General features: G+C 60.6%; 11 protein-coding genes. 5 read left to right on the top strand and 6 right to left on the bottom strand.

Going from position 1 to position 13984, the window contains the following annotated elements; translation table 11 throughout:
- Positions 1-9: 9 nt before the first annotated feature.
- The 3 genes from AC245Y_RS26285 to AC245Y_RS26275 all read right to left on the bottom strand — a co-directional run bounded on the left by AC245Y_RS26285 (position 10) and on the right by AC245Y_RS26275 (position 3408).
- A complete protein-coding gene (locus AC245Y_RS26285; protein ID WP_017995963.1) occupies positions 10-900 on the bottom strand; it encodes a carbohydrate ABC transporter permease in 891 nt (296 codons plus the stop codon).
- Complete coding sequence (locus tag AC245Y_RS26280) at positions 897-1856, bottom strand: carbohydrate ABC transporter permease (protein ID WP_012755291.1); 960 nt, start codon at positions 1854-1856, stop codon at positions 897-899. The genes AC245Y_RS26285 and AC245Y_RS26280 overlap by 4 nt, the downstream gene beginning before the upstream one ends.
- 73 nt (positions 1857-1929) lie before the next feature.
- Positions 1930-3408, bottom strand: coding sequence for an ABC transporter substrate-binding protein (locus tag AC245Y_RS26275; RefSeq protein WP_003562178.1), 1479 nt, complete (start codon positions 3406-3408; stop codon positions 1930-1932).
- Positions 3409-3612: 204 nt separating this feature from the next.
- Here AC245Y_RS26275 and AC245Y_RS26270 point away from each other — a divergent pair, with 204 nt between their 5' ends.
- From AC245Y_RS26270 to AC245Y_RS26255, 4 genes are all read left to right on the top strand, one after another.
- Positions 3613-4323: a GntR family transcriptional regulator gene (locus AC245Y_RS26270; protein WP_003562179.1), complete on the top strand. Its 711-nt coding sequence runs from the start codon at positions 3613-3615 to the stop codon at positions 4321-4323.
- 53 nt (positions 4324-4376) lie between these two features.
- Positions 4377-5543, top strand: coding sequence for a mandelate racemase/muconate lactonizing enzyme family protein (locus tag AC245Y_RS26265; RefSeq protein ID WP_017995965.1), 1167 nt, complete (start codon positions 4377-4379; stop codon positions 5541-5543).
- Positions 5544-5619: 76 nt separating this feature from the next.
- A complete protein-coding gene (locus AC245Y_RS26260) occupies positions 5620-6981 on the top strand; it encodes a mandelate racemase/muconate lactonizing enzyme family protein (protein WP_017995966.1) in 1362 nt (453 codons plus the stop codon).
- A 17-nt stretch (positions 6982-6998) separates the two neighbouring features.
- Positions 6999-8198: a mandelate racemase/muconate lactonizing enzyme family protein gene (locus tag AC245Y_RS26255; RefSeq protein ID WP_017995967.1), complete on the top strand. Its 1200-nt coding sequence runs from the start codon at positions 6999-7001 to the stop codon at positions 8196-8198.
- Positions 8199-8355: 157 nt separating this feature from the next.
- Here the strand turns inward: AC245Y_RS26255 and putA are convergent, their stop codons facing one another.
- Both putA and AC245Y_RS26245 read right to left on the bottom strand, forming a co-directional pair.
- The gene (putA, locus tag AC245Y_RS26250) at positions 8356-12063 is read right to left on the bottom strand and encodes a trifunctional transcriptional regulator/proline dehydrogenase/L-glutamate gamma-semialdehyde dehydrogenase (RefSeq protein ID WP_017995968.1); all 3708 of its coding nucleotides are present in this window, start codon (positions 12061-12063) and stop codon (positions 8356-8358) included.
- 27 nt (positions 12064-12090) lie between these two features.
- Complete coding sequence (locus tag AC245Y_RS26245) at positions 12091-12297, bottom strand: hypothetical protein (protein WP_017995969.1); 207 nt, start codon at positions 12295-12297, stop codon at positions 12091-12093.
- 150 nt (positions 12298-12447) lie between these two features.
- Between AC245Y_RS26245 and AC245Y_RS26240 the strand changes: the two genes are divergently transcribed.
- On the top strand, positions 12448-12942 hold the full coding sequence (locus tag AC245Y_RS26240) for an Lrp/AsnC family transcriptional regulator (protein WP_003562186.1): 495 nt from the start codon (positions 12448-12450) through the stop codon (positions 12940-12942).
- A 117-nt stretch (positions 12943-13059) separates the two neighbouring features.
- On the opposite strand, the gene AC245Y_RS26235 is transcribed toward AC245Y_RS26240, so the two are convergent.
- Positions 13060-13956, bottom strand: coding sequence for a LysR family transcriptional regulator (locus AC245Y_RS26235; RefSeq protein ID WP_017995970.1), 897 nt, complete (start codon positions 13954-13956; stop codon positions 13060-13062).
- Positions 13957-13984: the final 28 nt, after the last annotated feature.

The raw sequence follows: 13984 nt of genomic DNA, 5'->3' as shown, positions 1-13984 counted from the left end.
GCAACTCCTCTAGTGCTTGACTGCGCCTTCCGTGAGGGCGCGTACGAAGTATCGTTGCAGGACGAGGAACAGGACCACGACGGGCACGCTCATCATAAAGCTGGCCGCCATCAGGCCCGGAAAGTCCGTCGTATTTTCCGAGAAGAAGCGCTGGATGCCGACCGGCAGTGTCAACTGCTCGTTCTTGGAAAGGAAGGTGTATGCGTAGATGTATTCGTTCCACGCGCCGATAAAGGAATAGATCGCAGTGGCGATGATTCCTGGCGTCGAGAGCGGCATCACGATCAGGACAAAGGCCTGGAACCGCGTCGCGCCGTCGATGCGCGCCGCCTGCTCGAGCTGCACCGGAATGTTGTCGTAGAAGCCCTTGAGGAGCCAGATTGCCAGCGGCAGGCCAAATGTGAGGTAGGTGAGGACGAGCGACGCATGCGTGTTCACCAGCCCGATCGCGCGCATAAGGATGAAGAGCGGCACGAGAAAGATCACGGCCGGGAACATGTTGCGAAGCAAGACGGCGAAGAACAGAAAGTTTCGGCCCGGGAAGGTGAAGCGCGAAAACGCGTAGGCCGCAGGTACTGCCACGATGACCGAAAGGATGGTCGTGGCGGTGGAGACGAAAAGGCTGCTCCAGAAGAAGCGGAGGAAGTCCTGGCCGACGCTGTTTTGCGGATCGAGCAGCTTCTCATAGCTGGCAAGGGTGGGTTGGTCAGGCCACCATTGCGGCGGGAATTGCATGGCCGCGAAGCCGGACTTGATCGAGGTGATCAGCATCCAGATCATCGGCAACGCGGTGTAGAGCATCATGAACACGAGGAAGATGCGTCCGCCCCACCGCCATCCGTCGATGCGCATGCGGCGACGGGCTTTAACCCGAGGAGCAGTCTCGGCAATCGTGCTCATGCGCTCCCATCCTTCCGCTCGTTGCCGCTCAGAGCACGGACGTAAAAGTAGCCGAACGACATCAGGATCAGGAACAGCAACACCGAATAGGCCGATGCCACCCCCCAGCGCTGGCGGCCGAAGGCGAGCTCATAAATGTGCGTGATCCAGATGTGCGATGCGTTCGACGGCCCGCCGCCGGTCATGATCCAGGGGATGATGAATGAATTGAAGTTGGCCACTGCCAGCAGAAGGATCGTCACCGTCGAAACGTTTCTCAAATGCGGGAAAGTGACGTGCCAGAACCGCTGCCATGCATTGGCTCCGTCAACTTTTGCGGCGCGCAGCAGCTGATCGGGAACCGTCTGCAGGCCAGCCATCATCATGATCATGGCAAACGGAAACTCCCGCCAGATATTGACGACGATCAGGGAGGGCAGCACTGTGCTGACGCTGTCGATGAAATTCGGCGGCCTGTCGGCCAATCCGAGGCCGACCAGCACCGCGCCAATGATTCCAAAGTCCGAATGGTAGATCCACTTCCAGATATAGGACGCGGCGACCGCGCTGATGACCCAGGGAATGATCAGGATGGCCCGCAGGATGCCGCGGCCGACAAAGTCGCGATGAAGCGCCAGGGCGCAGGCAAACCCCAGGACAAATGAGATCAAAGTGGATCCTAAAGTCCAGATCAGAGTGTTCGAGGTGACTGTCCAGAACACCGGACTTGTGAGGATGGCAGTGTAGTTGTCGAAGCCGATAAAAATCTTGTCGCGGAGCTGCAGGCCAGGCGGTGTGTTGAAGAACGACAGCTCAATCGTATAGTATATCGGATAGGCTATGACGATGAGCATCACGGCGATCGCGGGAAGCACGTACGCGTAGTCAGCGCGATGCTCCCAAATCTTTCGCAGCACGCCGTGCCCGTCAGGTTGCAGTCTTCGGCGCGCCTCGGCCTTGCCAGTCAAGATCGTCACTGTGCCCTGCCCCTATTCTTCGGAAGAAACCGGCTGCGGTGGAGGCGCAGCCGGTCAGATCGGCAGGCGCGGACTAGAGTCCGCCATCCGTTAGGTCTTTGACCTTCTTGGCTGCGTCGTCCGCTGCCTGGTCGACAGTCATGGCTCCGGTGAGGGCATTCTGCAGCATGTCCGGGACGATGATATTCATGATCTCGGGGGACTGTGGCAGCGCCGGAAACGGGATCCCGTATGGCAGCATCGAAGTCGTGACATCAAGGAACTTTATACTGTCCAGGCGTTCCTTCATCCATTTGGTCTTGAAGCCGTTAAGGTTTCCCGGGTTCGAGCCGGCATAGGCCATTTTCAGCGACCATTCGGGGCTTGCCCACATGCAGCTGATAGCCTTTGCAGCCGGCTCGTCGACCTTGCCGCCCTCGACATATTCGGGCTTCAGGATGTGAATGTTCGAGCCGCCAAACACGACGGCACGCTTGCCGTCGGGGCCAGTCGGAATCAGGCCGTAGCGCATATTGTCGATGACGGTCTGCGCTTTGTCCTTGTCGCCGCCCGTCGTCTTTTTCTGCAGGTCGAGCATGACGTTGTAGTCGGAGGGGTGCGAGACCATCATGCCGAGCTGGCCAGCGAGGAAGAGGGGCTGGTTATCCGCCTGCTGGTTGGTGAGCGCCGAAACCGGAACCGATTTGTCGCGGACATACATATCGTAGGAGGCTTGCAATGCCGCTTTGCTCTGCGGGCTGTCGAGCTGGACCTGCTTGTAGGTCGGATTGGCGGTGGCTTCGTCGAAAACGCCGCCGCCATAGGCCCACAGCTGCGGCATGAAGCGATACGGCGTATTGCCGGCGTTCTTGCGCGCCACGAGGCCGTAACCGGCAATGCCGAGCTTGTCGTGGATCTGCTTGGAATATTTGACGACGTCGTCCCAGGTTGCCGGAGCCTTTTCCGGATCGAGGCCTGCACGCTTGAAGACGTCGGCGTTCCAGATGAACGCCATCGTCTCGTTGTTGGTCGGGATGCCGTAGGTCACCCCCTCCCAGGTTACGGCCTTCATTGCACCGGGCCAGAAGTCGTCGGTCGAATACCCTACGTCCTCTGGTTTGAGGGGTTCCAGATAGCCCTTCGAGGCGAACTCGGTGCCGCCCAGGATTTGCAGACGCACCGCCATTGGCGCTGCATTGCCAAGGAGCGCGGTGCGGAACTTGTCCAGCAGGTCGTTATAGGTGAGGGCTTGTTCCTCAAGCTGGATGTTTGGATAGGTCTTGCGGAAGGTCTCGAAGAACTCCTTGTAATACTGGCGCAGGAGGTCGGGGTCACCCTCGAACACGCCCTGATACCAGAAAGTCAGTCGCCCCTTGTAGTCGAGGGGGGTGACCTTGGCGCAATCGCCCGCCGTGTCAAAGTCCTGTGTGCCGGCAATGGAGCGCACATATTCCGGCGACCACTTGCTCAAGTCGACCGGCGCGCCCAGTGCAGACGCGGACATCAACGATAGCATCAAAGCAGTGGATACAGTTGCGCGCGCGGCGGCACCGCCGAGTGAAATCCTCGTCATAGGTATCCTCCAGGTTCTCCCAAGCCGCTTTGCGTCGAGGCAAGCGGTCTTTGCTCCCGGCCGCGGGACTTCCACCCAATGTATCCCTTCGACCAGATCATACGTTTTCAGATTGTAGATTGCCTGTCAATTGAAGAAATCGTACATTGTTTCGAGAAGTCTTGCGTGATATCGGACCAATATGTGTATTGATTGGGGACCGTCTTGGCCGAAACCAGCGATTTCAAAGCAAAGCCCCCCGAAGGGATCGACCCCATCGGGGCCTCCAGCGAGGGCGCCTCGCTTTATCAACTGATCAGGGAAGACATCATCGAAGGGCGGCTCGCTGCCAACGAGCGGCTTGTGGTCACCGATCTCGCCCGGCGCCACGGTACCTCAACCAACCCCGTGCGCGAGGCTCTGCAACTGTTGCGTGGCGAGGGCTTTGTCACCCTCGTTCCCAACCGCGGAGCACGCGTGCGGCCCATAGACCAGGATTTTGTTCGCGACATCTACGAGATCGGAGTCTTGATCGAGCCGGCCCTGACGCGATGGTTCGTGAATATGGCCACCGTCGAAGACATTGCTGAGCTCGAACGAATCCAGGGCCTGATTGAAGAAAACGACTTCGCCGACACGTTCAGGCACAGCGAGCTGGACACCGCCTTTCACACCGTCATGTACCAAAAGCACTACAACCGCCATGCCGCCGAGCTTTGGTGGAAGCATCGCGAAGTGCTTCGAGCCGTGAGCCGGCGTTTCAACTTCACGCTCGCCCGGCGTGCCGCGATCCTTAGCGAGCATCGCGAGCTTATCGCGCATGTAAAAGCGGGAAATGCGAGCGAGGCAGCCGAACTCATTGCACGCCATGTCGAGGGCTCCGGCCGGCACATCCTCGAACACATGCGTGCGCGTAACGCCGCTCGGGCAGGATAGAATACATAGCCTGGGATATCGTTATCCCGACCACTTAAGCAAAGGCAGTCGAGATGAAAATCACCAGCGTTCGGCCGTGGCTAATCAGATCCGATGCTTCTTATTGGGGAGAGTTTCTGTTCGTCGAAGTGACGACCGACGAGGGGGTGAGCGGCTGGGGAGAGATCACCACCACGACAAGGCTCGCCAATCGCGCCCTCTGCACGATCCTGCGCCAGATCGGTGCCGCTCTGACAGGCGAGGACCCGGCGCGTATCGAGTATCTGTGGCACAAGATTTTCCGCAGCTTCACCTACATGGGCAGTCGCGGCGCCGCAGTCGAATGCGTCAGCGCCATCGACATAGCCCTTTGGGACATCCAAGGCAAAGTCTTGGGCAAGCCGATTTACGAGCTGTTGGGTGGACCGGTACGCGATGAAATCGCGCTCTACACCCATCCCAACCAGGCCAAGTTCACCAGCAAAGAGGCTGTGGTCCGGGAAATTCGAGACATCGTCGAGTCCGGCCACACTGCGCTCAAGTTCGATCCTTTCCCATACCAGGGCCGCACCGCCGATGGACAGTCCCGCGAGCAGCGGGACGGCTACCTCGACGGCAGCATGACCCGCAAGGATGAGCGCGAAGCCGCCGAACTCACGGCTTTGATCCGTGAAACGGCGGGCCCTTATGTCGACATCCTCATCGATGCCCATGGCCGGTTCGACGTTCCCACCGCCATTCGCCTTTGTCGGAGCCTCGAGGAAGCTGGTCAGATCGACTGGTTCGAGGAGCCCTGTCCACCGGAGAGCCTCAACGCTCTCAGACAGGTCCGTGAGAAGGTCAGCGCACCTATCTCGTGGGGCGAGCGCGGCCATACGAAGTGGGATTTCGTGCCGGTGCTCGAAAACAGGCTCGCCGACTACATCATGCCTGATGTCACCTGGACCGGCGGCATCACCGAACTCAAGAAGATTTCTGCCCTATGCGAAGCCTACTACATCCCGGTCTCGCCGCATGACGCCGCAGGACCGATCAACGTGGTTGCGGGAGCGCAGGTGATGATGACCGTTCCCAACTTCTATAAACTCGAAACGTCGGAGTGGAACCTCGGCAAATACGATCATCTTATCGACAGACCACTCGATGTTTCGAACGGCAGCCTCAAGCTTACGCCCAAGCCTGGTCTCGGCATTGAAATGAACCGCGACTACCTTCAAAATCACGAGATAGAGCTGGATTAGCAAGTCTCGATTAGCAAGTCTCTATGCCGCCGCAGCCGTGCGCCCACGAACCCCGCCGACAGAACGAGGATAGATCATGCCAGAGGCAGATGGAGCCGACGAGGCGCTTAATCGGGTGAATACGCATTCCAAGCCGTCCGACCTTCGCATTACCGACATGCGGGTAGCGGAAATTGTCGGCGCGCCGTTCACTTCAGTGCTGCTCAAGATTTACACGAACCAGGGCATCGTCGGGCTTGGCGAGGTGCGCGACGGTGCCAGCGCCACCTACGCGCTGATGCTGAAGAGCCGGTTGCTTGGCGAGAACCCTTGCGACATCGACCGCCTGTTTCGCCGGATCAAGCAGTTCGGCGGGCACGGCCGGCAAGGCGGCGGCGTATCGGCGGTCGAAATCGCGTTGTGGGATCTTGCCGGCAAAGCCTATGGCGTCCCCATCTACCAGATGCTCGGGGGCCGGTTTCGGGACAAAGTGCGCGTCTATTGCGACACCGATGCCACCGTGCCCAGCGGCACCGAGACCGGCAGGCGCCTCAAGCAGCGCATGGAGCTCGGCTTCACCTTCCTCAAGATGGATCTGGGGCTGATGCAGATCGCGGATGTGCCCGGTGCGGTCGTGTCTCCTGCCGGTTCCCTTGAAGGGTACCGCAGCCACCCCGGCCGCGGCCCGCTGAAGACCATTGAAGAGCGGCGCGTGCGTAACGCAACGTATGATTTGCATAACGTCCCGCACCCGTTTACCGGCCTCCACTTTTCCGACAAGGGCCTCGACTTCCTTGAGCAATACATTGCCGAGGTTCGTGACGTCATCGGCATGGATATTCCGCTCGCCATCGACCACATCGGCCACATCTCGGTGCAGAACGGCATTCGTCTTGCCAGGCGAATTGAAAAATACGTGCCAGCCTGGCTCGAGGATGTGATCCCATGGCAGTATACCGAGCAGTACCGACAACTGCAGGACTCAACCACAGTGCCGATCTGCACTGGCGAGGACATTTACCTCAAGGAGGGCTTCGAGCCTCTGCTCGAGAGCGGCGGTATCTCCGTTATCCATCCGGATCTGCTCACCAGTGGGGGCATCCTCGAGACCAAGAAGATCGGCGACATGGCGCAGGACCATGGTGTCGCCATGGCCATCCACATGGCAGAAAGTCCAATCGCTGCGATGGCCGCCGCACACGTGGCGATGGCGACTGAAAATTTCATGGCGCTCGAATACCATTCCGCCGATGTCGACTGGTGGGACGATATCGTCACCGGCCTTCCCAAGCCGCTGGTGAAGGACGGGTTTATCACTGTTCCGGATAAGCCGGGCCTGGGGATTGACGACGTCGTCGACGAGATGATCTCGCAACATCTGCAGCCGGGCGTCACCGGCATCTGGCAGCCCACGGATCGCTGGGACGACGAATATTCCTGGGATCGCACCTGGAGCTGAGGCGAAAAGGAACGAAAATGAAGATCACCGATCTGCGCTGCGCCGTTATCGGCAAACATCCGATCGTCCGGATCGTCACGGACGAGGGCCTCTATGGCTTGGGCGAAGTCGAGTTCACCAAGTCCTACCTCAAGCCCTTTGTGCTGCATTTCCGCGAAGCGCTGATCGGCGAGGACCCGACCGACGTCGAGAGAGTGATGCTGAAGATCCGCCAACGCGGCTCTTTCAAGCCCTACGGCGCGGCGGTAAGCGCGATCGAGCATGCGCTGTGGGATATTGCCGGCAAGGCGGCGGGCGTGCCCGCCTATAAACTGCTCGGCGGCAAGGTGCGCGACAAGGTGCGCGTCTACAACGGCTCGATCCGCCAGAAACGCACCGGCGACCGGCCGGAGGATTACGCCGCTGACGTCAAATGGATGATGGAGCAGCCGCAGAACTTCTTCATGGTCAAACAAGGGATCTCGTTCCACTCCAACATGAAGGACACCATCGAGGATTTCCACTACGGCGTGACGCAGAAGAAGGCCGGCTATCACGGTGCCATGGATCAGGGCGTAATCAGCGAGCGCGGCTTCAATCACATGCTCGACTGCGTGATCGCGATGAAGGAAGTGCTGGGCGACAAAGTCAGCCTGGCGCTCGACTGCGGTCCGGGCTGGATGCTGCCCGATGCGATCAAGTTCGCGCGCGCGGTCGAGAAGTACAATTTGATGTGGCTCGAGGACATGCTGACCGGCGACTACGTGCCGTGGGTCAATCCGCAGGCCTATCGGGAACTGACAATTTCCACCTCGACGCCGATCCACACTGGTGAGCAGATCTACCTGCGGCACAATTTCAAGGAACTTATCGAGACGCAGGCGGTACGCGTCATCGGCCCCGATCCAGCCGATATTGGCGGTATTGCCGAGCTCAAATGGGTCGCCGAGCATGCCTACATGCACTCGATCCTGATGGCACCGCACGGCACAGCTAACGGCCTGCTGGGGCTCGGCGCATTGATCAATGTCTGCGCCACCTTGCCGGCAAATTATATCGCCTTCGAATATCCGAGCGCCTCCGACCCCTGGTGGGAGGATCTGGTCATCGGCTTGCCGGCGCAGATCGTGAAGGACAGCATGGTGGACCTACTGGAAGCGCCGGGGCTCGGCCTCGATATCGACGCCGAGGCGGCCAGGCGATATCTCAGGGAAGAGGATGCTGGCTTCTTCGACTGAACCTCTCTCCACCTGCATGAAGTGAATCGTCTACGCATATTACTGGAATGACACGCTTCCGGTCATGCAGCGCTCAGTAGGGCCCGCCGGTATGGGAAGAGGCCCTCTTTTCCGCCTGGAGTTTCGAGGGCGCATTTTCTGCGCCCTCGTGTTCTACTCAGCCGATGGCCATAAGGCTTGCATTGCCGCCGGCAGCTGCGGTGTTGATCGAGGTCGACACCTCCTCGAGCAGCCAATTCAGGCAATAGGCTTCGGGATCGCTCGCCAATTCCTCGCTCGTCGCGGCCTGGACCAGCAGCAGCGGACCGGGCAGGTGAGCGATCTTCTGATTGACGGCGAGAACCCTGTCGCGATCCCCTTCGACGAGGGCACCTGAGAACGGCCCGTCCTTTTCCCAATCCGAGGTCCAGGAAATTCGGCTGGCGACAGCCGATGGAAGATCCGCCAGCACTGATTTCGATAGGGAACCGGCGTCGACGACGATTTGGTTGCCGGTCGATAGGGCTGCGGCGATCTGGCGATGAAGCCCGCCTTCGGTCTGCGGCACGAGGAGAATACGACCGCGGGGATGGAGCGCGTAGAGATTAAGCTCGCCGACCGGACCGGTGAGTTCGCGTTCGAGCCCGAGCGCCGAGCGGCTCGCATATCCACGCGCCACTTCCCCCTCGCCCGACAGGCCCTTCTTGTCGAGCCAGACGATGTAGTCACGAAGGGCGAGGTCCGTATGAACGGAATCCTGCTGCGGCGGCACGGGCGCACGCTGCACCAGCCGGCCGATATAAAGCGGACCGCCGGCCTTCGGACCCGTTCCCGACAGGCCGCGGCCGCCGAACGGCTGCACGCCGACGACGGCGCCAATGATGTTCCGGTTGACGTAGAGGTTTCCAGCCTTGATGCGGCTGGTCACATGCGCGATCGTTTCATCAAGCCGGGTGTGAAGCCCGAATGTGAGACCATAACCCGATGCGTTGATGTCGTCGATCAGACGGTCGAGCCCGTTTCGCTTGAAGCGGACGACGTGCAGGACCGGGCCGAAGACCTCCCTCGTCAGGTCTGCCAGGGATTTGATCTCAATGATCGTCGGCGAAACGAAGGTCCCCGCCGCAGCACTTTCGGGCAGCGGCAGTTGATCCACCTTGCGGCCCAAGCCGCGCATATGCTCGATATGCTGGTCGATCTCCGTCTTTGCGCTGTCGTTGATGACTGGGCCGACATCGATGCTCAGCCGATCGGTACGGCCGATCGTCAGTTCGCGGAAGGCGCCCTTCAGCATATTGAGGGTCCTGTCGGCGACATCGTCCTGAAGGCAGAGAACCCTGAGCGCCGAGCAGCGCTGACCGGCGCTGTCGAAGGCAGACGCAATGACGTCGGCCACCACCTGCTCGGCCAAAGCCGAGGAGTCGACGATCATGCCGTTCTGGCCGCCAGTTTCGGCAATCAGCGGAATCGGTTTGCCGCCTGCCGACAGCCGTTCGGCCAGTTGCGCCTGGATCATGCGGGCAACTTCGGTCGACCCGGTAAACATGACGCCTGCCGTCTCCTCCGCCCCGACCATGCCGGCGCCGAGACGGCCGCTGCCGGGCACAAACTGCAAAGCACCGACGGGCACGCCCGCCTCGTGGAGGATCTTCACGCTTTCCGAAGCGATGATCGGCGTGACGCCGGCCGGTTTTGCAAGCACGGGATTGCCTGCCACCAAGGCTGCGGCGACCTGCCCGGTGAAAATCGCCAGCGGGAAATTCCACGGGCTGATGCAGACGATCGGGCCGAGAGGCGCATGCGAAGGGCCCAGCGTCTTGCGCGCCTGCTCGGCGTAGTAGCGCAGGAAGTCGATGGCCTCACGCACTTCGCCGACGGCATTGGCCGCCGATTTACCGGCCTCGCGCATGACGATGCCCATCAGCACCTTGATGCGGGCCTGCATGATGTCGGCGGCCCGCTCCAGGCAGGCGGCACGCTCGGACGGCGGCACGGCAGCCCATTGCGGCGCGTGCTCGGCCGCCATGCGAACGATGCGCGCAGCCTCTTCGACCTTCACCTCGGTCACCGTGCCGACGACATCACGGTGATCGGCAGGATTGAGAACATCGCGCGTCACTCCATCGATAGACCCGTCGGCGAGGATGGGAAGCGCATGCCAGGGGGCAGCAGCCGTGGAGACGAGCGCCTCAGCCAAATCCGAAAGGGTGGCCTCGTTCGAGAGATCGAGACCATCGGAATTGGTCCGGGCGTTGCCGTAAAGAGCCTTTGGCGAGGCGATCTGCGCGTGGGGGGCGCCCATAACGGGCATGGCTGCAACGATTTCGGCGGGATCGGCGATCAGCGCCTCGACCGAGACATTCGGATCGGAGATGCGGTGCACGAAGGAGGAATTGGCGCCATTTTCGAGAAGACGCCGAACCAGATAGGCGAGCAGCGTCTCATGCGTTCCCACAGGCGCGTAAATGCGGCAGGGCCGGTCGAGTTTTTCCTTTCCGACGACCTCGTCGTAGAGCGGTTCGCCCATGCCGTGCAGGCATTGGAACTCGTATTTGCCGACGGTGAAATCAGGACCCGCCAGACGATAGATCGTGGCGAGCGTCTGGGCATTATGGGTGGCAAATTGCGGGAAGACCGCATCTGGAGCATCGAGCAGCTTGCGCGCGCAGGCGACGTAGGCGACATCGGTGTAGATCTTGCGGGTATAGACCGGATAGTCGTCGAGACCGTCAAGCTGGGCGCGCTTGATCTCCGCATCCCAGTAAGCGCCCTTGACGAGACGGACCATGACCCGGCGCCCGGAACGGCGTGCGAGATCGATGATATGGTCGAGGACGAAAGGGCAGCGCTTGCCATAGGCCTGCACGACGAAGCCCAGCCCGTCCCATCCGGCAAGATCAGGGGCAAAGCAAAGCTCCTCGAGGAGATCGAGTGAAAGCTCCAGCCGATCGGCCTCCTCGGCGTCGATATTGAGGCCGATATCATAGGTCTTGGCGAGAACAGCCAGCGCCTTGACCTTCGGCAGCAGCTCGCTCATCACCCGGCCGGCCTGCGACCTCACGTAACGGGGATGCAGGGCCGAAAGCTTGATCGAAATGCCCGGGCCGTCATAGATGCCGCGTCCGTCCGACGCCTTGCCGATGGCGTGGATCGCCTTTTCGTAATCCCGGTAATAACGCTCGGCATCGGCGCCCGTCGTGGCCGCCTCGCCCAGCATGTCGTAGGAATAACGGAAGCCGCGCGCTTCCAGCGGCCGGGCGCGCTTCAGCGCCTCTGCGATCGTTTCGCCGGTGACGAACTGCTCGCCCATCATGCGCATCGCCATATCGACGCCGCGACGGATGACCGGCTCGCCGGCGCGCGCGATCAGCCGCGTCAGCGCTGCCGAAAGGCTTCGGTCGTTGACCGTCGAGGTGAGTTTGCCGGTAACGACGAGCCCCCAGGTCGCGGCATTGACGAACATGGATTTACCGCCGCCGATGTGGGAGGTCCAGTTGCCCTCGGCGATCTTGTCGCGGATCAGCGCGTCCCGGGTTTCGGTATCGGGAATGCGCAGCAGCGCTTCGGCGAGGCACATGAGCGCCACGCCTTCCTGGCTGGAGAGCGAATATTCCTGCACCAGCCCTTCGACACCGGTCCCCTTGTGCTTGGCGCGCAACGCCTCGATCAGGCTGCGGGCCGTGCTGCGAATGTCATAACGTTTTGCCTCGGAGACGCGCGCTGCCGCAACGAGCGGCGGCAGGCATTCGGTTTCCGGCCGGCGATAGGCAGCCGTAATGGCCTGGCGAAGTTCGGATTGCGGTCGGATCGGTGGGGCAAAGCCGGAAAACGGCGCGCCGTCGGTCGGATTATTGCAGGGGGCGGGGTCGATCGCTGCGTTCACCATGAAAGTACCTATCAATCGATATCTGGTTTAACGGATGAACGAGATGCCGGGCTCGTCGTCCCACTGATCATCGTCCGTGCAGGCGGGGCCGGAATATTCCGTCTCTCGCAGCGGGCGGGCATCCGGTCTGTCGCGCTTGAGGGTGAGCGCCGCGGCCACGGCCCTGATCGCAAGCGGCCTGTAGTAAGCGAGCAAATCCGGCGCCCGATCGTCATCCGCTTCTCTGTTATGCATAAATGATCCCCGTTTTGAGCGCGGCGCCGATACCGATTTCAGCACTCTTCTGCCCGGCCCACAATCTACCACAGCCTCAAATCGCGATCTCACTTGATTTCAGCCGTTTACAGGCTGTATGAACTTATTAATTCACCCTTGAGAGGTCAAATGGCCGCTGAAACCGACATCTTTAGTGAATTGGACCAGTTCGACAGAAAGATCCTCGCTGCACTCGCCGAGGACGGAAGGCTGTCGATCACCGATCTGGCCGCGCGTGTCGGATTGTCGAAGACACCGTGCCAGATCCGCTTCAGAAGGTTGATCAGCGACGGATATATCGAAGGCTTCAAGGCCATCCTCAATCCGTCGAAAATGCAGCTCGACCATATTGCTTTCGTCGAGGTGAAGCTTTCCGATACCCGCGAGGACGCGCTGAAGAGCTTCAACGATGCCATCAAGAAGATCAGCGAAGTCGAAGAGTGCCATATGATCGCCGGCAGGTTCGACTATCTGCTGAAGATCCGCACCCGCGATATCGGCCGCTACCGCCGCGTTCTCGGCGAGCGCATCTCGACACTGCCCCACGTTGCCAGCACATCGACGAATGTCGCGATGGAAACGGTCAAGGAAGGCTGGGACAAGTCCGGTTCGAGTTTTTCGTGAACTTGTCGTCGGCGATCGACAGCGCCCGGTAACAGCCCTCGGCAACCGTCGATGAGCAAGAGGCGCAGTCTGTCACGCCCCCCGTTGTCCGGCAGAGCCTCTCGACATGAGCGTTGGTTACCGATGCCGGTAGCGAAAGGCTTCGACAAAGGCGGAGAAAGCAGGGGATGGATGGCGCCGGCTGGGGTAATAGAGATGATATCCTTGGAATGTTGGCGCCCAATCCGTGAGCACTTCCTTCAGTTGACCACTGTCACAATATTGCCGGACGAGGTCCCTTGGCACATAAGACAGCCCGGCGCCATCGAGAGCGGCATTGATTGCCGGCCCTATGTTGCTCATCACCAGCTGGCCTTCCACACGAACGCTGAACTCGCGGCCATCCTTTTCAAACTCCCAGGCATAGAGAGCGCCTGACGTCGGAAGACGCAGGTTGACGCAATTGTGGTCCGTCAGGTCATGCGGGGTCGAAGGCACAGGGCGGGCCGCAAAATATCCGGGTGATCCGACCACGGCGTAAGAGATATCGGGTCCAATGCGAGCGGCCACCATGTCGCGCGCAATCGCTTCGCCGAGCCGCACGCCGGCATCGAATTGGCGCTCCACGATATTTGTGAAACCGTTGTCGACGATGAGTTCCACGGTGATGTCGGGGTAATCTCGTAAAAATGCCGGCAGCCTCGAACGGAAGACCAGCTCCACGGCGTCATCGGGACATACGAGGCGGACTGTGCCCGAAGGCTTGTCGCGCAGCACGCCGAGGGCACTGATCCCGGCGGCGATGCTCTCGAAATGCGGCTGGATACTTTCCACCAGGCGCGCACCGGCCGCCGTGGGAGCCACGTCACGCGTCGTGCGGGAGAGAAGCCGGACGCCGAGCCGTGCTTCGAGCGCGCTGATCGTATGGCTCAACGCCGAGCGCGTGACTCCCAGCTTTGATGCAGCGCGCGTGAAACTCCGCTCTTGAGCCACCTCCAGAAACGCACGCATTTCCGTGAACTCGTCGCGCCGCATTGTTGAATCTCCTTCATCACGATGTTCA

It is taken from the genome of Rhizobium sp. SRDI943, from assembly GCF_057653695.1.
This window is presented reverse-complemented; position numbering and strand designations above follow the sequence as displayed.